The organism is Asticcacaulis sp. P2_C5 (assembly GCF_056404555.1).
The window spans coordinates 71,628-91,801 of sequence record NZ_JBFUDU010000016.1 but is presented as its reverse complement, the minus strand read 5'-3'; the positions used below and the strand labels follow the sequence as shown (position 1 = coordinate 91,801).

Below are 20,174 nucleotides of genomic sequence, written 5' to 3'. Positions count from 1 at the left end.
TATTTGTTTTATTGCCATAGTGCCGACCGGTCAGGCCCAGCAAGAAGGCCGTCCAGCAGGTTGATGAGGATGTAGCCTTGAAAAAAGTCCTATCCGGAATTGCGGCTGCGTGTTTCGCGGCGGGCCTGCTGGCCACATCGGCCGATGCCGCGGACCTGACCCTGTACGACGGCGACAAGCTGCCGGCGGTCATCTACGACACGGCGCACTCCGGTAAGACCATGGCGTTGGCGGCGACCATGCTGGAACACGACCTCGAGACGCTGAGCGGCCGCAAAGGCCTGGTCTCCGCGCACCTGACGGACTGTACGGCGGTCTGTATCGTCATTGGCCGCTACGACGCGCCCCTGGTGACGCGTATCGCCAGGGAGGGCGGCATCGATCTGGCCGTGCTCAAAGGCCAGTGGGAACGCTACGAACGCGTTGTCATCATGGCAAAGACGCGCACCTACATCCTGATCGCGGGCTCGGACCGCCGCGGCACGGTCTACGGCGTCGTCGACCTGTCGCGGCAACTGGGCGTGTCGCCGTGGGAATGGTGGGCCGATGTGACGCCACGCCGGGTCGACAAACTGATCCTCAGCCGCGACACTGTTCTCTCCCATACGCCGTCGGTACAGTATCGCGGCATCTTCCTTAATGACGAGGATTGGGGTCTGGAGCCGTGGGCCGCCAGGACACTGGACCCCAAAACCGGCAATATCGGCCCCAGGACCTATGCCCGCGTCTATGAACTGATGTGGCGGCTGAAGGCCAACACCTTGTGGCCGGCCATGCATTCGGTATCGACGCCATTTTACGGCAATAAGGACAATCCTCCGCTTGCCGACGACTACGCCATCGTGGTCGGCACCTCGCATGCCGAACCGATGATGCGCAACAACCTGCGCGAATGGGACGAAGCCAGGCGCGGCCCCTTCAACTTCACCACCAACCGCAAGGGCATTGCCGACTACTGGCAGGAGCGCGCCGAGGAGAGCCGGACCTACGAGAACATCTATACGGTAGGTCTGCGCGGCATCCATGACGGACCGATGCAGGGCGCCAGCACCATGACCGAGCGCAAGACCATATTGCAGGACGTCGTCGGATTACAGCGCGACCAGCTGAGCCGGGCCTATCACCGGCCGGCCGATAAGGTGCCACAGGTCTATGTTGCCTATCACGAACTCCAGGAAGCCTACGACGCTGGCCTGAAACTGCCCGACGATATCACCCTGATGTGGGCCGACGACAATTATGGCTATGTCCGCCGCTTCAGCACGCCGGACGAACAAAAGCGACGGGGCGGATCGGGTGTCTATTACCATCTGTCCTACTGGGGCCGGCCGCACGACTATCTGTGGCTGGGAACCACCCATCCGGACCTGATCCACGAAGAGATGGAACGTGCCTATGACATGCAGGCGCGCAAGATCTGGATCGTCAATGTCGGTGACATCAAGCCGATCGAATACCTGACCCAGTATTTCCTCGATCTCGCCTTCGACGCGAAGACTTTCGAGGAAAAGCCGCGCGATCACCTGCGTGCCTTCATGAGCGAGCAATTCGGACCCGATCAGGCCGGAGACATCGCCGACATCATGATGCGCTATTACGACCTTGCCTTCGAGCGCCGACCGGAATTCATGGGTTTCGGACAGACCGAGTGGGTAACGCAGAACCGGCGCAGCGACTATGTCCAGTCGGACGGCGAAGAGGCGCAGAAGCGCATTGCTGCCTACGCCGATCTCGTTACGCGCGCCGAGACCGTCGCCGCACGGATCCCCGAGGACCGCCGCGACGCTTATTTCGAACTGGTCCTCTATCCGGTGCGCGCCAGTGCCAATCTCAACCAGCGCATCCTGAAGCTCGACCTCGCCAACCTCTATGCCGAGCAGGGCCGTGCCAGCGCCAATTTCTATGCTGACCAGGCCAGGACGGCACATGCCGCCATCGTCAGCGACACGGCCCACTATAATGACCTGCGCAACGGCAAGTGGCGCTACATCATGGATATGGCGCCGCGGCGCCTGCCGGTCTTCGACGAACCGTTATGGCCGCACTGGTCGGAGTCGCAAAAGTCCGGCTGTGACATCGCCCTGAACGGCCAATGGTTCAATGACCACAATACCCTGCCCTTTGTCCGCGGCGTGCCGCAGACCAAAACCCTGACCCTTTTCAGCTATCAGGCCAGGCCCGTATCGTGGACCCAGTCGCGAACGGCCGGGGCCTTCTCCCTGTCGGCCGGTTCGGGTACGCTCGATGGCGCAAACGCCTTTGAGCAGAGACTGACGCTGCATTATGACGGCACGGGCGACCCCGGCGACCTTGCCATTACCTGTGGCGGCGCGACCCTGCCCATCTATACCATCCTCCTTGCCGCCGCGCCCGCCGGTATCGCCACCGAGGCTGACCGCCTCGTCACCCTCCCCGCCGTGGCCGGCAGTGCGAGCCCGGACTGGCAAGCCATTGACGGTCTGGGCAGCGAGAAGGCCAGCCTGCGCGCCCGGCTCGACCTGCCGGGCCGCACCCTAAGTGACATTGCCGGCACGACGCCGGTCACCTATCGCTTTTCCACGGTCACCGCGGTTGGCGGCCAGCTCAGGGTCTTTGCCCTGCCGACCCATGCCCTTAACCCGGCATTGGGCGTCAAGGCCGCGATCCAGCTTGACGGCGGCGCCGTTCAGGTGATCGATTTCGCAACTGTCGGCCGCAGCGATGCATGGCGGCAGAATGTGCTGACCAATACGGCGGTCCAGACCATCCCGCTGCTCTTTCTGCCCGCCGGTATGCACGAACTGAAACTCTATGCGCTCGATCCTGGTGTGATCATCGACCGCATCGAAATCGATCTCGACGGCGCCAAAAAACACTATGGTGCGCCTGACCCGCTGAAAGGCCCGTAGCTTTCATGAAAACCGTTTCAGCCGGCCTAATCCCTTGCCTGTTCTTGGGCCTGATCCTGGACCTGGCCGCGACCTCGGCTCAGGCCGGCACAGATCAGCGCAATCCGCAGCTCGAAAAGGGTGAGGTTGCCCTGAGTGCCGCCCTGCAACGCACGCCCAATGTCGGGAAAGCCAAAAACATCATCCTGTTCATCGGCGATGGGATGGGCATCAATTCGGTGACGGCGGGCCGGATCTTCGCCGGCCAAAAGCGCGGACTGGACGGCGCCAGCTATCAGTTATCGTTCGAGACCTTCCCCTATACCGGCTTCTCCAAGACCTATTCGGCCGACAAGCTCGTCACCGATTCCGCCAATGGCATTTCAGCCATCATGACCGGTGTGAAAACCATCAATGCCGCGATCGGCGTCGATGACAGCGTGACGACGAAAGACTGTCCCAGCGCCCTGAAAGGCCGCGTGCAATCGGTGGCCGAACTGGCCAAGCTGAACGGCCTGTCCGCCGGCCTTGTCACGACCGCAGGGGTGACCGACGCAACCCCAGCCGGTGCCTATGGCCATGTCCCGTTTCGCGGCTGGCGGGCCGATGTCGACCTGCCGCCGGAAGCCGTCAAGGCCGGCTGCGTCGATCTGGCGCGGCAACTGATCGAAGCCCCGGCAGCGGTCCGCATGGATGTCGTGCTGGGCGGCGATCTTGAGGACTTCGTGCCCGGTGGCGATACGCGAAAGGGGCGCCGCAGCGACGGTCGCGACCTGACGCAGGCATGGCTGGCCCAGGGCGGTCAATCCGTGTTCCTGACCGATGAGGCCGGCCTGAAATCGCTGGATGCGGCCAGGACCGACCGCCTGCTCGGTCTGTTCGCGACCGACGACCTGCCTTCGCCCGTCGATACCGCCGAGCATATCAATGTGCCGACGCTCGATGAGATGACCGGGACGGCGATCGATGTCCTGTCGAAAAATCCGAAGGGCTATTTCCTGCTGGTCGAGTCGGCCTCGATCGACAAATGGCATCACAAGAACAACGCCTACCGCGCCCTTACCGACGTCGATGAGTTGTCCAGGGCGGTCCAGAAGGCCATGGACATGACCAACCCCGAAGACACACTGATCATTGTCACGGCGGATCACAGCCACAGCCTGGTTATCTCCGCCGGGTCGTCGCGTGAGGAGCCGATCCTTGGGCTGGTACGCAATCACGGCCAGATCATGCCCGACGGCAATGGCCGGCCGCGCACCACCCTGTCCTACGCCAGCGGCCCGGGCGGCCCGAAGGACGGCGCGCCGGCATCGGCAACCCTGACCGAAGATCAGGTCCTAGGTCCCGACTACCATCAGGGCGCCCTGGTCTATATGAACAGCGCCCAGCATGCCGGTGAGGACGTACCGGTCTATGCCCGTGGCCCTCGCGCCTGGCTGTTGAGCAGCACATTCGAGTCCAGCTACATCTATCAGGTCATGGTCTACGCGCTCGGCCTGTCTCCCTCTACGGTATCTGCACAATGAGTCCACCCATGAAACTTCACCCGGTCCTGCCCCTTGTCTTTGTTGCCCAACTGCTGACCTTGCCCGTCCAGGCCGCAGAACCGATTTCGACACGCTTCAATGCCGACCCCTCGCCCCACGTCTACCGCGGTCAGGTCTATCTCTACACCACCAACGACCAGGACAATTCGGGCAAATACTGGGACTCGACCGACTGGCGCTTGTTCACCTCGAAGGATATGAAACACTGGCAGGACAAGGGCTCCTTCCTGTCCGTTACAGTGTTTAAATGGGCGCGGCCCGATGCCAAGGCGTGGGCGCCCGAAAGCGCCCACCGGAATGGCAAATACTATTTCTACGCGCCGGTCGGTGGCGACAAGATCGGCGTGGCTGTCAGCCGAAAACCGGAAGGCCCCTATGTCGATGCGCGCAGCGACGCCCTGATCGACAAGGCGCGCGACGCCAATGCCGGCGCCGAGCCGATCGATCCGGCTGTCCTGATCGATAATGATGGCCAGGCCTATCTCGCCTTCGGCACCCGTGTGCCGAAGATCGTCAAGTTGAAATCCAGCATGACCGAAACCGACGGGCCGATCCGCGACATTGTGATCGACGGCTTTCCCGCCGATAACGTCAAGATCAAATACGGCGAAGCGCCGTTTCTCAGCAAGCACAACGGTCTGTATTATTTCAGCTTTTCCACAGGTTGGCCAGGCCGGATCGTCTATGCCACCGCGACAAGCCCGCTTGGACCCTATACCTATCGCGGCACGATCCTGGATTATCTCGACATCAGCACCAACCATCAGGCCATCATCGATTACCACGGCAAGTCCTGGCTGTTCTATCACGACAAACTGCTTGATGGCGGCGGCGACTACAAGCGCTCGATCACCTTCGCGCCCCTCGTCTACACGGACGATGGCGGAATCGCCGAGGTCCAACTATCGACGAAGTGAAATTATAAGCCGCCATGCCTGAGGATTGCAGTCTTTGTTGCACTGCACCACTTGTGCCGAAGGCTGTTTTTCTTCATGCTATATTCGGATTGACCGCTCAAAAACGCAATGCGATATGAGCACCCACGATTCCGGAGGCTTCACCCTAACGCATGAACGTCCTGATCATTGATCCCGACGACGCGCGCGCGGCGCTGGTGGCGGACGGCATTCGCGCCGACCACGCCAGCGAAGCTACGATCCGCATATGGCCCAGTTTTGAGCTGCGTATGTTGCGCGATTTTGATCCCGACATGATCATCATTGCCTGCGAAAGTCCTGACCGCGACATGCTGGAAGCCCTGCAGGTGGTCAACGACCAGGTGCCCCGTCCCGTCGTCATGTTTGTCGATCGCTCCGACGACAATGCCACGGCCAGGGCGCTGGAGGCCGGAGTCGCCGCCTATATCGTTGACGGCTTCAATCCGAAACGGATGTCGTCGGTCCTGACCGTCGCCGCCCAGCGTTTCGCCGTCACGCAATCCCTGCGCAAGGACCTCGACAAGGCCAAGGCGGACCTGGCCGCCCGCAAGGTCATTGACCGTGCAAAAGGGGTATTGATGAAGTCACGTAACCTCAGTGAAGAAGAAGCTTACAAGGCACTGCGCAAACATGCCATGGACACCGGCCGGCCTATCCAGGCGGTAGCAGCCGATATATTGGCCGTCAGCGGCCTGTTGAAACCCGGTGACGATCAATGACCGACCTGACTATCGCCTACAGCCCGCTTAACGACGCCGCCCTGGTACTGGTCGCCGAAGCCTTGGGCTTTTACGACTCCGAAGGCCTGAACGTGACGCTCAGCCGCGAAGCCAACTGGTCCAATATCCGTGACAAGCTGGCCTATGGCCTGGTCGATGCGGCCCATATCCTGGCCCCCGCTCCCTTTGCCGCAGCGCTGGGCTTAGGTCCCTCCATGGGCCGCATCATCGCGCCCATGGCGCTGGGCGCCAACGGCAATGCCTTCGTCGTCTCGAAAGCGCTCAAGGAGAGACTGGCCGATACCCAGCCGGCCCAGACCAAGCTGTCCCTGATCGAAACCGGCCGCATGCTGGCGCGCGAAGTCGAACGCCGGCGCAAGACGGGCGAAGGCCGGCTCGTCTTCGCCGTGCCCTTTACCTGGTCGCCGCACCATTTCGTCCTGCGTCACTGGGCCTCGTCGGCCGGCCTGGATCCCGAACGCCAATTGCAGTGGGTCGTCCTGCCGCCTTCGCGCATGGCCGACATGCTGAAGGACGGCGTCATCGACGGATTCTGCTCCGGCTCGCCCTGGCCGCAGACGGCGCAACTGATGGGCCGCGGAGAGATCCTGTTCACCGATCCCGACTACTGGAGCCTGAAGCCGGAAAAGGTGCTGGGCGTGCGCTCCAAATGGGCCGAGCAAAACCCGCAGGCCACCGTGGCCCTGATTCGCGCCCTGCTCCGTGCCGGCCTGTGGGCTGCCAATCCCCGCAACCACGACGATCTGATGCGCATCCTGGCACGCCGCATCTATGTCAATGCACCGCATGAGGCCATCGCCATGGCCCTCAAGGACGGCGGCTCGGGCTATCTACTGGATCCCCAGACCGCTACCTTCCCCTGGATCAGTCATGCGAAGTGGTTCCTGGGTCAGATGGTGACATGGGGCTGGCTGACGCCGGATCACGATTTCGATCAGCTGGCGCGTCACATCTATCGCCCCGACCTGTGGTGTGAAGCCGCAGCCCCCCTCGGTTTCGATTGTCCGATGAACGACGAGAAGGATGAAGGCGGCCGGCCCGGGCCCTGGACCCTGCCCGCGACGCCCAATGCGATCACCATGCCGCCTAACCGGCTGTTCGATGGCGGGGTCTTCCGCTGCTTTTGACGATCACAGATATGTGATTACAATTGCAACCATTTGCCGCCTTTTCGCACAAGCGTCATAGTTCTCCCAATGTGACCCTTTTGCCGCGCCAATCGTGGCATTTCCGCCGCATATTTATTTTGCAACGCAACATGGTTTGAATCCACGTTGACGTAATTGCGATCCAGGCTGATCGTCCGTGTGCGGCCAAAGACGGCGGCAACCGAATTCCACGCCCACTGCGCCAATGGCGGCGCGGCAGGCCACATAGACAATGACGTCTCAAGTCCGACCGACCCTCTTCGAGGGGAAGTCCGCTTGGGACGTTTTTTTTTACTTTTTCCAAGGGGACCACGGTGACTCGACTGAAACCACTGACACCACGCGTAATCAAGACAACCCTTCTGGCGACCGCCGCCATGGCTGGCCTGGCCATGACAACGGGCGCCCGGGCCGAGGACACGATCGCCGACGCTCTCACCGCGGCCAAGCCGATCTTCGAATCGAGCCTGCGCTCGGAACATGTCGATCAGCAGGGCTTTGCCAATCAGGCTGACGCCGTGACGTGGCGCAACCGCTTCGGCTTTACCAGCGGCGAATTCAAGAACTTCAAGGCACTGATCGAGGTCGACTCGGTCCAGGCCCTGCAGTCGGACTACAATTCGACCCTGAACGGCAAGACGACGTATCCGACCGTGCTGGACCCGCAGGTGACCGAGATCAATCGCGCCCAGATCACCTGGACACCAAGCGAAACCACGACCGTCACGGTCGGCCGCCAGCGCATGATCCTCGACGACGCGCGCTTCATCGGCAATGTCGGCTGGCGCCAGGACGAACAGACCTTCGACGCCGTCCGCGTCGACACGACGCTGTGGCGCGTCAAGCTGACCGGCGCCTATATCGGCCGCGTCAACCGTGTCGCCGGCGACGCCAAGGACTGGACCTCCAACTCCTATCTGTTGAACGCGAGCTACAGTGTCTCCGAAGCCCTGAAGTTCACGGCGTTCGAATATGCCTTCGACTTCAAGACCGCCGCCACGACCATCCTGCCCGCCGACATCACCAATGCCAAGGTATCCTCGGTGACCACCTCGGGCCTGCGCGCCTTCGGCAGCCAGTGGGCCGGTCCGCTGAAGCTCAACTACGTCGTCCAATATGCCGGCCAGACGCCGTCGGGCGACAATCCGGCACCGCATTTCAACCTGCATGAAACCATGCTGGAGGGTGCGGCCACCTGGGACATCTATACCTTCAAGCTGAATTATGAGGCGCTGGAAGGCAATGGCACCCAGGGCTTCATCACGCCGCTGGGCACCGTACACGCCTTCGAAGGCTTCGCGGATGTCTTCGCCTCGACCGGCGGCAACAAGACCTTCGCCAATGGCATAGACGACCTGAACGCCACCTTTGTCATCGCCGGCCACACCAAGCCGTGGGCGCCGTGGATCATGAACCCGACCTTGACAGTCGTCTATCACGACCTGAAGTCGGATCGCCTGGGCATGGATATCGGCAAGGAATGGGACGCCGTCCTGACCGCCGGCATCACCAAGAATCTCAGCCTGATGCTGAAATACGCCGATTTCGAACGCGCCGACCCCACCATGCCGGCCTCGCGCACCAAGACCTGGATCATGCTCCAATACAAGCTGTGACCGCGCTCAATCGGCAAAGCGCCAGCGCAAACTATCATTCAAGGATTACCCGTTATGACCGATAAGCTTAACAAGACAACAGGCGCCAACCGCCGCCAGGCGCTGATCGGCGCCGCAGCAACCGTGGCCGCCGCGCGCGCCCTGTTCCCGTCCGGCGCCTTCGCCGCCGGCAAGGGACCCGAAGTCGCCGCCGCCAAGCTGGGCTTCATCGCCCTGACCGACTCCTCACCCCTGATCATCGCCAAGGAACGCGGTCTGTTCGCCAAGTACGGCATGCCCGACGTCGAGGTGCTGAAACAGGCGTCATGGGCGGCCACGCGCGACAACCTCGTCCTCGGCAGCCAGGGCGGCGGCATTGACGGCGCCCACATCCTGTCGCCTATGCCCTATCTGATCACGACCGGCCAGGCCGCCAAGGCCACGCCGATGTACATCCTGGCCCGCCTCAATGTAAACGGCCAGGCGATCAGCGTCGGGAACGACCTGAAAAGCGTCCAGGTCGGCCTGAACAGTTCAGGCCTCAAGGCCAAGTTCGCCCAGCTCAAGGCCGCCGGCAACATCGCCAAGGTCGCCATGACCTTCCGTGGCGGCACCCACGACCTGTGGGTCCGTTACTGGCTGGCGGCCGGCGGTATCAATCCGGATACCGACTGCTCGACCATCGTCATCCCGCCGCCCCAGATGGTCGCCAATATGAAGGCCGGCACCCAGGATGCCTTCTGCGTCGGCGAACCGTGGAACGGCCAGCTGGTGTCGCAAAAGGTCGGCTATACCGCCACAACGACCTCGGAAATCTGGATGAACCATCCGGAAAAAGCGCTCGGCATGCGCGCCGACTGGGTCGACAAGCACCCGAACGCCGCCAAGGCCCTGATCGCCGCCACCATGGAAGCCGCCCAGTGGTGCGAAAAGAACCGCGCCGCCATGTGCGCCATCACGGCCGGCCGGCAATATATCAACGTGCCCACCGGCGATATCGTCCCGCGTCTGCAGGGTACGATCGATTACGGCGATGGCCGCAAGGTGTCCGGCAGCCCGCACGTCATGAAGTTCTGGAATGACTTCGCCGCCTTCCCGTTCAAGTCGCACGACGCCTGGTTCATCACCGAAAACAAGCGCTGGGGTAATTTCGACGCCAGCCTCAACACCAACGCCCTGGTCAACAAGGTCAACCGCGCCGACCTGTGGCGTGAAGTCGCCAAACAGTACGGCATCGCTACCCCTGCCACGGATTCGCGCGGCGTCGAAAAGTTCTTCGACGGCAAGGTCTTCGACCCGGCCAACCCCGACGCCTATCTCAACAGCCTGTCCATCAAGAAGCTGAGCTGATCATGGCTTTCGACCGCGTCAGAAAATCTCCCGAGGTTCCAGTCATGTCCGCGCCGCCCACGATCGACCGCTCCGCCTTGCTCAAGGCGGCGCAACAAAAACAGATCGAGGCCGCTCGCTTCCGTAAGGGCGCTGATCGTGTCTCGACCTTCCTCATGCCGTTGCTGGTCATAGCCGTGCTCGGCACCGCCTGGGAGGGTGTAGCGCGCGCCTTCCCAGGCGGACTTCCTGGTCCGGTCCAGGTGTGGACCGACTCGAAGGAACTGATCACCGATCCGTTCTTCGATCGCGGCGGCGTGGACAAGGGCTTGTTCTGGCACGTCCTGACCTCCCTGTCGCGTGTCGGTATCGGGTTTTCGCTGGCAGCTGTGGTGGGCGTCCTGACGGGCGCCTTCATCGGCACGGTCGCCTGGGCGCGCAAGGGTTTCGATCCGATCTTCCAGGTCCTGCGCACGGTCCCGCCCCTGGCGTGGCTGCCCTTGTCCCTGGCCATGCTGCGCGAAGCTCAGCCCTCGGCCCTGTTCGTCATCTTCATCACCTCGATCTGGCCGATCCTGATCAATACCGCCGTCGGCGTGCGCAATATCCCGGTCGATTATCTCAATGTCGCGCGCGTACTTCGCCTGCATCCCGTCGAGGTGTTTTTCAAGATCATGCTGCCCGCCGCGACGCCGCACATCTTCACCGGCCTGCGCATCGGGGTCGGCATGAGCTGGCTGGCCATCGTCGCTTCTGAAATGCTGCTGGGCGGGGTGGGCATCGGCTTCTTCATCTGGGACCAGTACAATTCGTCGCGGATGTCGGACATCATCGTCGCCCTGGCCTATGTCGGCCTGGTCGGCTACTGCCTCGACCGCATGGTTGCGGGCCTCGGCAATATCGTCTCACGCGGCACGACAGCGGATTAATAAACCCAATGACCAAGCCCTTCCTTTCCCTTGAAAATCTGTATGTCGACTTCGAACGCGACGGCGTGATCAGCAGCGTCCTCGAAGACGTTACCCTTCACGTCAATGCCGGCGAATACATCTCGATCATCGGCCATTCCGGCTGCGGCAAGTCGACCCTGCTCAATGTCGTCGCTGGCCTGGTGCCGCTGACCCTTGGCGCCGCCCTGCTCGGCAACAAGGAGATCTCAGGCCCGGGCCCCGACCGCGCCGTGGTCTTCCAGAACCACTCGCTGCTGCCGTGGATGACGGTCTATGAGAATGTCCGCCTGGCGGTCGACAAGCTTTATGGCGCCAACGAGACCATGAGCATGCTGCATGCCCGCGTCATGAAGGTCCTCGACCTGGTCAAGATGAGCGACGCCGCCAAAAAACGTCCCGGCGAAATCTCAGGCGGCATGAAGCAACGCGTCGGCATCGCCCGCGCCCTGGCCATGGAACCCAAGGTCCTGTTGCTCGACGAGCCGTTCGGTGCGCTGGATGCCCTGACCCGCGGCCATCTGCAGGATACCGTCATGGCCCTGCATTCGCGCATCAATGCCACGGTGCTGATGATCACGCACGACGTCGACGAAGCCGTCCTGCTGGCCGACCGTGTCGTGATGATGACCAACGGCCCGAAGGCGACGATCGGCAAGATCGTCGACGTCAAATGTCCGCGCCCGCGTTCACGCCTGCGCGCCATGGAAGATCCTGAGTTCGTCCGTTGCCGCCAGGAGATCGTCGCCTTCCTGGAAGCCCACGACAAAGTCGAAAAACCCCTCCTCACACCGGCGTGATTTCAAATGTAACTAACTAGCTCTTTTTTCGGCAAACCGCACAGACACGGCAAAATGACAGTTTGCCGGGGATTTTGTGACATTTTTGCAGCGCAACATGACCCAGCCGCATCCGGGAGAGATGCTGGCTGCGTCTTTGCATTGACGAAACGGTCATCGCGGATCATCCTGGTCCCATGGCGGTCAAGGACGATCGCCTATCCTCCAACCTTGTGGCGCCAATGGCGGTGACGCGGGTTACATTGACGATGACGTCTCAGGTCGACTTCCCGATTTTCGGGGGTTAGCTTGGGGCGTTTTTTTTTGCGTGAAAAGAGACAAGATGATCAGCAAGGACTTCTTCAAGGCGGGCCACACGCCCACCCTGTTCTCGGCCTTCCTTTATTTCGACATGAGTTTCATGGTCTGGGTCCTGCTTGGCGCGCTGGGTGTCCAGATTGCCAAGACGCTCGGCCTCACCCCGGCTGAAAAAGGCTTCATGGTCGCCGTGCCGATCCTGGCCGGCGCAGCCCTGCGTCTGGTCAACGGCTTCCTGGTCGACCGGATCGGCCCGAAAAAGACCGGCACTGTGGCGCAGTCAATCGTTATCGTTGGCTTGCTCGCGGCCTTCCTGCTCCATGTCAATTCCTACGGCGGCATTCTGGCGCTCGGCATTGTGCTCGGTATGGCCGGCGCCTCTTTTGCCGTCGCCCTGCCTCTGGCCTCGCGCTGGTACCCGCCGAAATATCAGGGCATCGCGCTGGGCATCGCCGGCGCCGGCAATTCCGGTACGGTCTTCGCCTCGCTGTTCGCGCCGACCCTGGCCAAGATGTTCGGCTGGACGGCCGTTTTCGGCATCGTCGCCATCCCGCTGATCATAACCTTCGTCATCTATCAGTTCCTGGCCAAGGATGCACCCGACCAGCCGCCGGCCAAGACGCTGGCGCAGTATCTCGCCATCTTCAAACAGTCCGACGCCTGGTGGTTCATGTTCTTCTACGGCGTTACCTTCGGCGGATTCGTCGGCCTGTCGTCGTCGCTCAACATCTATTTCAACGTCGAATATGGCCTGGAGCCGGTTGTCGCGGGCTTTTTCACCGCCGCCTGCGTCTTTGCCGGCTCTCTGTTCCGTCCGGTCGGCGGCGGCCTGGCCGATCGTATCGGCGGCATCCGAACGCTCTCGATAATGTACAGCATCGCCGCTGTCGCCCTAGTCGTCCTCAGCTTCAAAATGCCCAGCGTGTGGCAGACCCTGTTCATCCTGGTCATCGGCATGGGCGCGCTCGGCATGGGCAATGGCGCGGTCTTCCAACTGGTGCCGCAGCGTTTCCGCAACGAGATGGGCGTCATGACCGGCCTGGTCGGCATGTGTGGCGGGGTTGGCGGGTTTTACCTGGCGGCCAGCCTGGGCCTGGCCAAGCAACTGACCGGCAGCTACCAGATCGGCCTGATCGGATTTGCCTGCCTGGCGGTGATCGCCCTGGGCGGCCTGACCCTGGTCAAGGCGCGCTGGCGCGGCACCTGGCAGGCCTTCGGGGCTGCCGACGCCAAGCTTTAGAAAGTAAGGCTTTATCCACAGATTACACAGATTTCGCAGATTACCCTTCACCACGGCCGGCGACCATTTCGACAGGACAAGGCTAAGGTCAATAATCTGCGTCATCTGTGTAATCTGTGGATTTCAACTATGGTCGGCGCCACAGGCACGAAGTGAGGCCCTACGCGCGAAAATACAGCCACCATCTCGCACTGCACAATTACAAATACCCGTTGACAAACCCTGGTTTTGTAATACCTTCAATAGTCTGATCACTGAAGATCAACCCCATTCGCGTCCCTGAACCAACGAAGGTTTTGGCGGCGCATCATAAGGACAACGGAGTCCCGAACCGGCTTGCTCAAGCATTTGAGCAGGCTGCGGTTCGGGGCTCTTTTTTTTGCTCGAAAGGGTCCGTTATGGGCGCACAAAAAGCCCGCATAGTTGTAATTGGGGCCGGCATGGCCGGTGGCCGCATCGTCGAAGAAATCCTCAAGCGCGACGAAACGCGTTTCGAGATTTCGATCATCGGCGCCGAAGCCTGCGCCACCTACGACCGCATCCAGCTGTCACCGGTCCTCGCCGGGGAAAAGACCTTCGACGATATCGTCACCCACAGCCAGGACTGGTACGACGCCAACGGCGTGAAGACCCATTTCGGCTATTGGGTCCAGTCGATCGACACGGTGACAAAGCATGTCATCCTGCACGACGGGCAGACGATCGCCTATGACAAGCTGATCCTGGCCATGGGCTCCGACCCGATCCGCCTTCCCCTGCCTGGCGCCGACCTGCACGGCGTTGTCGCCTTCCGCGACCTGCACGATGTCGACGCCATGCAAAAGGCGGCGGAAAACGCCAAGCATACGGGGAACAACGAGGCTGTCGTCATCGGCGGTGGCCTGCTCGGCCTCGAAGCCGCCTACGGCCTTGCCAAGCGCGGCATGAAGGCGACCGTCATCCATCTGGTCGACGTCCTGATGGAACGCCAGCTCGACGAAGCCGCCGGCCGCCTGCTCGAAAAGGCCCTGCTCGATCGCGGCGTCATCTCGGTGCTCAACGCCAGTTCCGAAGCCATCCTCGGTGAAACCCATGTCGAAGGCCTGAAGCTGAAGGACGGCCGCGTTATCCCGGCCTCGCTGCTGGTCATGGCCGTCGGCATCCGCCCCCATGTCGAACCCGCCAAGTCGTCCGGCCTGGTGGTCGAACGCGGCATTGTGGTCGACGACCAGATGAGAACGTCCGATCCCGATATCTTCGCCGTCGGCGAATGCGCCCAGCATCGCGGCCAGTGCTACGGTCTGGTCGCGCCCATATGGGAGATGTGCCGCACCCTGGCCGACGTCCTGACCGAAAAGAACGTCGATGCCGCCTATGCCGGCTCCAACCTCGCCACGCGCCTCAAGGTGTCAGGCGTCGACCTCTACTCCGCCGGTCAGTTCGCCGGCGGCGAGGGCTGTGAGGACATCGTCTTCCGCGACCCGTCACGCGGCGTCTACAAGCGCATCGTCATCAAGGACGACAAACTGGTCGGGACGGTTCTGTTCGGTGAGGCGGCCGATGGCGGCTGGTATTTCGACCTGATCAAGAAGGCCGAGAGCGTCGCTGATATTCGCGATACGCTCATCTTCGGCCAGGCCGTCACCAATGCCCTGGCCGGCCAGGACCCTTCTAACGCCGTTGCGGCGTGGCCTGACGACACGGAAGTGTGCGGCTGCAACGGCGTATCCAAGGGTCAAGTCGTCGCCTCGATCAGCGCCGGCGCCGATACGCTCGACAAGGTGCGCGGGACCTGCAAGGCCTCGGCCAGTTGCGGTTCGTGCACCGGGATTGTCGAAAGCCTGCTGAAATGCACGCTGGGTGATGCCTTCAAGGCCCAGACCGGGCCCAAGCCGATGTGCAAATGCACGGAACACGGCCACGCCCTGGTTCGCAAGGCGATCGTCGAGCAGAAGCTGATGAACATCCCCGATGTCATGCAGGCCCTGAAATGGTCGACGCCCGACGGCTGTTCGTCGTGCCGTCCGGCGCTCAACTACTACCTGCTGTGCGCCTGGCCGAAGCAATATGCCGACGATCCGCGCTCGCGTTTTGTCAACGAACGCAACCACGCCAATATCCAGAAAGACGGTACCTATTCGGTCGTACCGCGCATGTGGGGCGGCCTGACCTCGGCCAAGGAACTGCGCGCGATCGCCGATGTCGTCGACAAGTTCAACGTCCCGATGGTCAAGGTGACCGGCGGCCAGCGTCTCGACCTGTTCGGCATCAAGAAGCAAGACCTGCCCGCCGTCTGGGCCGATCTCAATGCCGCCGGCATGGTGTCGGGTCACGCCTATGCCAAGGCCCTGCGCACGGTGAAGACCTGCGTCGGTTCGGAATGGTGCCGCTTCGGTACCCAGGACTCGACCGGTCTCGGCGTCAAGCTGGAACAGGCGACCTGGGGCAGTTACATGCCGCACAAGTTCAAGATGGCGGTGTCGGGTTGCCCGCGCAACTGCGCCGAGGCGACGATCAAGGACTTCGGTGTCGTCTGCGTTGACAGCGGCTACGAGCTGCATGTCGGCGGCAATGCCGGCATCCATGTGCGAGTCACCGACCTGCTGACCAAGGTGGCGACCGAACAGGAGGCGCTGGAATGGTCCATGGCCTTTGTCCAGCTTTACCGCGAAGACGCCTGGTACCTCGAACGCACAGCCCCCTGGGTGGAGCGTGTCGGTCTCGACTTCGTCAAGGACGGCCTTGCCGAGCCTGCGGTCCGCGCCGCCCTGATCGCCCGCTTCCTGGAAAGCCAGGAAATCTACCAGGTCGACCCCTGGGCTGAACACGCCCCAAAATCCGAACCTGCCAAGGTTTTCTCGCCGCTCGCCGATCTGCGCGAAGGCTTCACGCAACCGGAACCCGCCGAATGAACGCGAATGTAAGCATAAACTGGGTCGATGTCGGCGGCGCCATTGAAGTGGCCCGCCAAAGCGCCCGCCGAGTCGAGACCCTGATGGGGCCGATCGCCGTGTTCCGCACGGTAGCCGATGAATATTTCGCCGTCTTCGACAAGTGCCCGCACAAGGGCGGTCCCCTGTCGGAGGGTATCGTCCACGGCCGCGCCATTGCCTGCCCGCTGCACAACTGGTCGATCTCGCTTGAGACCGGTGAGGCCATGGGCGTCGACGCCGGCAAGGGCTGCACGCCCACGGTCCCACTCGAAATCCGCGATGGGCGGATATTGCTGGGACTTCCACACTGACCCCATTTTCCCTTCTCTCCTTGTGAGGAGAGAAGGGACTTACACCGGAACCATTCATGTTCGAACCCGCCCCCACCACCACGACCCTGACGACCTGCCCCTATTGCGGGGTCGGCTGTGGCGTGAAGGCGGACCTGGCCGGCGGGCGGGCTCTGAAGGTCAAGGGCGATGACAGCCATCCGGCCAATCTGGGCCGCCTGTGCTCGAAAGGCACGGCGCTCGGTAACACATTTGGCCTCGAAGGTCGCCTCCTCCACCCGAGAATGCGCCGGGAAAACGGCCAGCTTGAACAGGCCAGCTGGGACGAAGCCCTCGATACGGTCGCCCAGAAATTCAACGCCATCATCAACGAACATGGTCCGGACGCGGTCGCCTTCTATGTCTCGGGTCAGTTGCTGACCGAGGACTATTACGCCGTCAACAAGCTGGCCAAGGGCTATATCGGTACGGCCAATATCGACACCAATTCGCGCCTGTGCATGTCATCGGCCGTGGCAGCGCACAAGCAGGCCTTTGGTGCCGACCTGGTTCCCGGCATCTATGACGACCTGACGGAAGCCGATCTGCTGATCTTTTCCGGCCACAACGCCGCCTGGACCCATCCGGTGCTGTATCGCCGTATTGAAAGCCGCCAGGGTCAGATGCGCATCTGCATCGACCCGAAGCGTACCGACACGGCCAAGGCGAGCGACCTGCACCTGATGATCCGCCCGCAGACCGATGTGCGCCTGTGGAACGGCTTATGCGCCCATCTCATCGCCCGCGACGCCATCGATCACGACTTTATCGACCTGCATACGCAGGGCTTCACCCGCCTGCTCGCCGCCCTGTGCGAGGATGACCAGAGCCTGGATGCCGTGGCGCAGGACTGCGGCCTGTCGCCGGCCGATCTCAAGACCTTTTACGACGCCTTCCTGCATACCCCCAAGGTCGTCAGCCTGTTCAGCCAGGGGTCCAACCAGTCCGCTCAGGGGGTCAATAAGGGACTGAGCCTGATCAATGCCCACCTGCTGTCGGGCAAGATCGGCAAGCGAGGCGCCGCCCCCTTCTCGATCACCGGCCAGCCCAACGCCATGGGCGGCCGCGAAGTCGGCGGCCTGGCCAATATGCTGGCCGCCCACATGGATTTCGATCCGACGTCGAGGGCCCTGGTCCAGCGTTACTGGCAGTCGCCAACCGTCGCGCCCAAGCCCGGCCTCAAGGCGGTCGACATGTTCGACGCCGTTCATGCCGGCAAGATCAAGGCGATCTGGATCATGGCCACCAATCCGATGGTCTCCATGCCGGACACCAACAAGATCCATGAAGCGCTGTCCAGGTGCGAACTGGTCGTCGTGTCGGACGTTATTGCGCGCACCGACACCATGGACATGGCCCATATCCAGCTTCCAGCCGCGGCCTGGGGCGAAAAGGACGGTACGGTCACCAATTCGGAACGCGTTATCTCGCGTCAGCGCCGCATGACCTCTCTGCCGGGCGAGGTCAGGCCCGACTGGGCTATCGTCGCCGAGGTTGCCCGCCGAATGAACAGCTCGTGGGACGCTGCCTTTTCGTGGCGCAACCCGTCAGAGGTCTTCCGCGAATATGCCGGCCTGACCGCTTTTGAAAACACCGGGCAACGTTTCCTCAACCTGAGCGGCCTCGCCGACCTCGCACCCGCTGACTACGACAGGCTGGCGCCGACGCGTTGGCCGGTTACAAAGGCTGGTTCGGGCCAGCGCCTGTTCGCCGATGGCCGCTTCGCCACGCCCGATGGCCGGGCGCGACTGATTGCACCGAAAGCCGCCGGCCCGGCGAATGCGACCTCTCCCGACCTGCCGTTCAGCCTGAACAGCGCGCGCGTTCGCGATCACTGGCATACCCTGACGCGCACCGCCCTGGCGCCTGAACTGAACCGTCACATCACCGAGCCCCTGCTCGACATCCACCCAAAGGATGCCCGGCGACTGGGCATTCGGGAAGGACGCCTGGCCGTCGTGACGACCGCCTATGGCGAAGCCGTACTGAAGGCCAATGTTACGGACGATGTCCGCGAGGGCAGTCTCAGCGTACCCATGCACTGGACGAAGCAATTTGCGCCGTTGGGCCGTTCGAACCAGCTGATCAACCCGGCGGTCGACCCGATGTCGGGCCAGCCGGAGTTCAAGCACACGCCGGCCCGTGTCCACGCCTATAACGAAACCTGGCACGGCTTCGTCATGACACCGCGCAATTTCGACGGTGACCTGCCGAAATGGGGCGAAGATACGGTTTGGCGGCGGACCGCGCATGCCTTTGCCGATTGTTTCGAGATCGCCGGCATCGCAGCGCTGGACGCGGCGATGATCGAGACCAATCTGACGCTCGACGACACAACGGCCGGCGTGACCCGGCGTGTGCGTATCGAGAATGGCCGCCTGACGCGCGTTATTTTCCTGACACCGATCGACAAACGCCTTCCGTCGCGCGACTGGCTGCTCGAGCGTTTCGGCGATCTGGTGCTTGATGCCAGGGATCGCGCCGCCCTGCTGATCGGCCGTCTTCCCGGCGTCCAGGACAAGGGGCGGATCATCTGCGCCTGTCGCGGCGTCGGCGAGAAGACGATCAATGCTGCCATTACCGAAGGCGCCCTGACCGTCGAGGAGATTGGCGACGTCACGACAGCAGGCACAGCCTGCGGCTCGTGCAAGGGCGAACTGAAACAGTGCCTGCTGAGCTTTGCGAAAAAGGAAGTCACCCATGCCGCATGATACCAAGTCTCCGGGATTCGTCTCGCTCGTCGGCGCCGGCCCAGGTGATGCCGATCTGCTGACCCTGGGCGCGCTCAAGGCGATTCAGTCAGCCCAGGCCCTGCTTTACGACGCCCTGGTGTCCGAAGACATTCTGGCCCTGGCCCCCGCCCGCTGCGTCAAGATCTGCGTCGGGAAACGCGGCGACCGCCTGTCGGTTCCACAGGAGAAGACCAATGCCCTGATGGTCCGCCTGGCCCGCCGCGGCCTGCATGTCGTCCGGCTGAAGGGCGGTGATCCGTCGATGTTCGGCCGTGTCGAGGAAGAACGCCTGCATCTCGATCGCCACGGTATCGCGCACAAGACCCTGGCCGGTGTCACCGCCGCCAGCGCCGCCGCCGCCCAGTTCTCATTCCCCTTGACCCATCGCGGCGAGGCGCGCGCCGTCACCTTCCTGACCGGCCGCGGCCTTGATGGCTCGATTGCCTTTGAAGACGGCACCCTGGGCGACCCGAAGGCCAGCCTTGTCTTCTACATGTCGTCGCACAATGCCGCGCATATCGAGGCGGCCCTGCTGAAGGCCGGCCGCGAGCCAAACACCGCCATGGTGTTTGTCGAAAATGCCGGCCGGGCCAATGCGCGAATCCAGACCGGGCGCCTGTCGGACCTGGCCAGAGATGTCGCTGCGGCCAACTATCAGGGGCCCGTGCTGATCGGCGTCGGCGACGCCTTTGCCTATGCGCGCGCCCATCAGGCCCTGCCGGTCCTGCAGCGCCAGGCATAACGGCGAATACG

General features: G+C 62.4%; 14 protein-coding genes. All 14 read left to right on the top strand.

Annotated elements, in window-relative coordinates; translation table 11 throughout:
* Nucleotides 1–77: 77 nt before the first annotated feature.
* The 14 genes from AC1DXO_RS23110 to cobA all read left to right on the top strand — a co-directional run bounded on the left by AC1DXO_RS23110 (nt 78) and on the right by cobA (nt 20,163).
* Nucleotides 78–2,888: a glycosyl hydrolase 115 family protein gene (locus tag AC1DXO_RS23110; RefSeq protein WP_476980562.1), complete on the top strand. Its 2,811-nt coding sequence runs from the start codon at nt 78–80 to the stop codon at nt 2,886–2,888.
* A 5-nt stretch (nt 2,889–2,893) separates the two neighbouring features.
* Nucleotides 2,894–4,393 carry an alkaline phosphatase gene (locus AC1DXO_RS23105; protein ID WP_476980561.1) on the top strand — a complete coding sequence of 500 codons (1,500 nt, stop codon included), beginning with the start codon at nt 2,894–2,896 and terminating at the stop codon, nt 4,391–4,393.
* 8 nt (nt 4,394–4,401) lie between these two features.
* Nucleotides 4,402–5,331: a family 43 glycosylhydrolase gene (locus AC1DXO_RS23100; protein WP_476980560.1), complete on the top strand. Its 930-nt coding sequence runs from the start codon at nt 4,402–4,404 to the stop codon at nt 5,329–5,331.
* A gap of 152 nt (nt 5,332–5,483) precedes the next feature.
* A complete protein-coding gene (locus AC1DXO_RS23095) occupies nt 5,484–6,071 on the top strand; it encodes an ANTAR domain-containing response regulator (protein ID WP_476980559.1) in 588 nt (195 codons plus the stop codon).
* Nucleotides 6,068–7,219: an ABC transporter substrate-binding protein gene (locus AC1DXO_RS23090; protein ID WP_476980558.1), complete on the top strand. Its 1,152-nt coding sequence runs from the start codon at nt 6,068–6,070 to the stop codon at nt 7,217–7,219. Before AC1DXO_RS23095 ends, AC1DXO_RS23090 begins: the two co-directional genes overlap by 4 nt.
* A gap of 335 nt (nt 7,220–7,554) precedes the next feature.
* On the top strand, nt 7,555–8,856 hold the full coding sequence (locus AC1DXO_RS23085) for an alginate export family protein (RefSeq protein ID WP_476980557.1): 1,302 nt from the start codon (nt 7,555–7,557) through the stop codon (nt 8,854–8,856).
* 54 nt (nt 8,857–8,910) lie between these two features.
* A complete protein-coding gene (locus AC1DXO_RS23080) occupies nt 8,911–10,185 on the top strand; it encodes a CmpA/NrtA family ABC transporter substrate-binding protein (RefSeq protein WP_476980556.1) in 1,275 nt (424 codons plus the stop codon).
* A gap of 44 nt (nt 10,186–10,229) precedes the next feature.
* Nucleotides 10,230–11,093, top strand: coding sequence for a nitrate ABC transporter permease (gene ntrB / locus AC1DXO_RS23075; protein WP_476980555.1), 864 nt, complete (start codon nt 10,230–10,232; stop codon nt 11,091–11,093).
* Between the two features lie 8 nt (nt 11,094–11,101).
* Nucleotides 11,102–11,911: an ABC transporter ATP-binding protein gene (locus AC1DXO_RS23070; protein ID WP_476980554.1), complete on the top strand. Its 810-nt coding sequence runs from the start codon at nt 11,102–11,104 to the stop codon at nt 11,909–11,911.
* Between the two features lie 322 nt (nt 11,912–12,233).
* The gene (locus AC1DXO_RS23065; protein ID WP_476980553.1) at nt 12,234–13,448 is read left to right on the top strand and encodes a nitrate/nitrite transporter; all 1,215 of its coding nucleotides are present in this window, start codon (nt 12,234–12,236) and stop codon (nt 13,446–13,448) included.
* A gap of 398 nt (nt 13,449–13,846) precedes the next feature.
* Nucleotides 13,847–16,339, top strand: a complete 2,493-nt coding sequence (gene nirB / locus AC1DXO_RS23060; protein WP_476980552.1) for a nitrite reductase large subunit NirB — start codon at nt 13,847–13,849, stop codon at nt 16,337–16,339.
* Nucleotides 16,336–16,671: a nitrite reductase (NAD(P)H) small subunit gene (locus AC1DXO_RS23055; RefSeq protein ID WP_476980551.1), complete on the top strand. Its 336-nt coding sequence runs from the start codon at nt 16,336–16,338 to the stop codon at nt 16,669–16,671. The genes nirB and AC1DXO_RS23055 overlap by 4 nt, the downstream gene beginning before the upstream one ends.
* Nucleotides 16,672–16,727: 56 nt before the next feature.
* The gene (locus tag AC1DXO_RS23050) at nt 16,728–19,400 is read left to right on the top strand and encodes a nitrate reductase (protein ID WP_476980550.1); all 2,673 of its coding nucleotides are present in this window, start codon (nt 16,728–16,730) and stop codon (nt 19,398–19,400) included.
* A complete protein-coding gene (gene cobA / locus AC1DXO_RS23045) occupies nt 19,390–20,163 on the top strand; it encodes a uroporphyrinogen-III C-methyltransferase (protein WP_476980549.1) in 774 nt (257 codons plus the stop codon). Before AC1DXO_RS23050 ends, cobA begins: the two co-directional genes overlap by 11 nt.
* Nucleotides 20,164–20,174 lie beyond the last annotated feature (11 nt).

Bases quoted from the DNA above. Each gene is read 5' to 3' on its own strand.
- AC1DXO_RS23080 (WP_476980556.1), top strand. From the start codon at position 8,911: ATGACCGATAAGCTTAACAAGACAACAGGCGCCAACCGCCGCCAGGCG.
- AC1DXO_RS23055 (WP_476980551.1), top strand. From the start codon at position 16,336: ATGAACGCGAATGTAAGCATAAACTGGGTCGATGTCGGCGGCGCCATT.
- AC1DXO_RS23095 (WP_476980559.1), top strand. From the start codon at position 5,484: ATGAACGTCCTGATCATTGATCCCGACGACGCGCGCGCGGCGCTGGTG.
- ntrB (WP_476980555.1), top strand. From the start codon at position 10,230: ATGTCCGCGCCGCCCACGATCGACCGCTCCGCCTTGCTCAAGGCGGCG.
- AC1DXO_RS23070 (WP_476980554.1), top strand. From the start codon at position 11,102: ATGACCAAGCCCTTCCTTTCCCTTGAAAATCTGTATGTCGACTTCGAA.
- AC1DXO_RS23065 (WP_476980553.1), top strand. From the start codon at position 12,234: ATGATCAGCAAGGACTTCTTCAAGGCGGGCCACACGCCCACCCTGTTC.
- AC1DXO_RS23050 (WP_476980550.1), top strand. From the start codon at position 16,728: ATGTTCGAACCCGCCCCCACCACCACGACCCTGACGACCTGCCCCTAT.
- AC1DXO_RS23090 (WP_476980558.1), top strand. From the start codon at position 6,068: ATGACCGACCTGACTATCGCCTACAGCCCGCTTAACGACGCCGCCCTG.
- AC1DXO_RS23100 (WP_476980560.1), top strand. From the start codon at position 4,402: ATGAAACTTCACCCGGTCCTGCCCCTTGTCTTTGTTGCCCAACTGCTG.
- nirB (WP_476980552.1), top strand. From the start codon at position 13,847: ATGGGCGCACAAAAAGCCCGCATAGTTGTAATTGGGGCCGGCATGGCC.
- cobA (WP_476980549.1), top strand. From the start codon at position 19,390: ATGCCGCATGATACCAAGTCTCCGGGATTCGTCTCGCTCGTCGGCGCC.
- AC1DXO_RS23105 (WP_476980561.1), top strand. From the start codon at position 2,894: ATGAAAACCGTTTCAGCCGGCCTAATCCCTTGCCTGTTCTTGGGCCTG.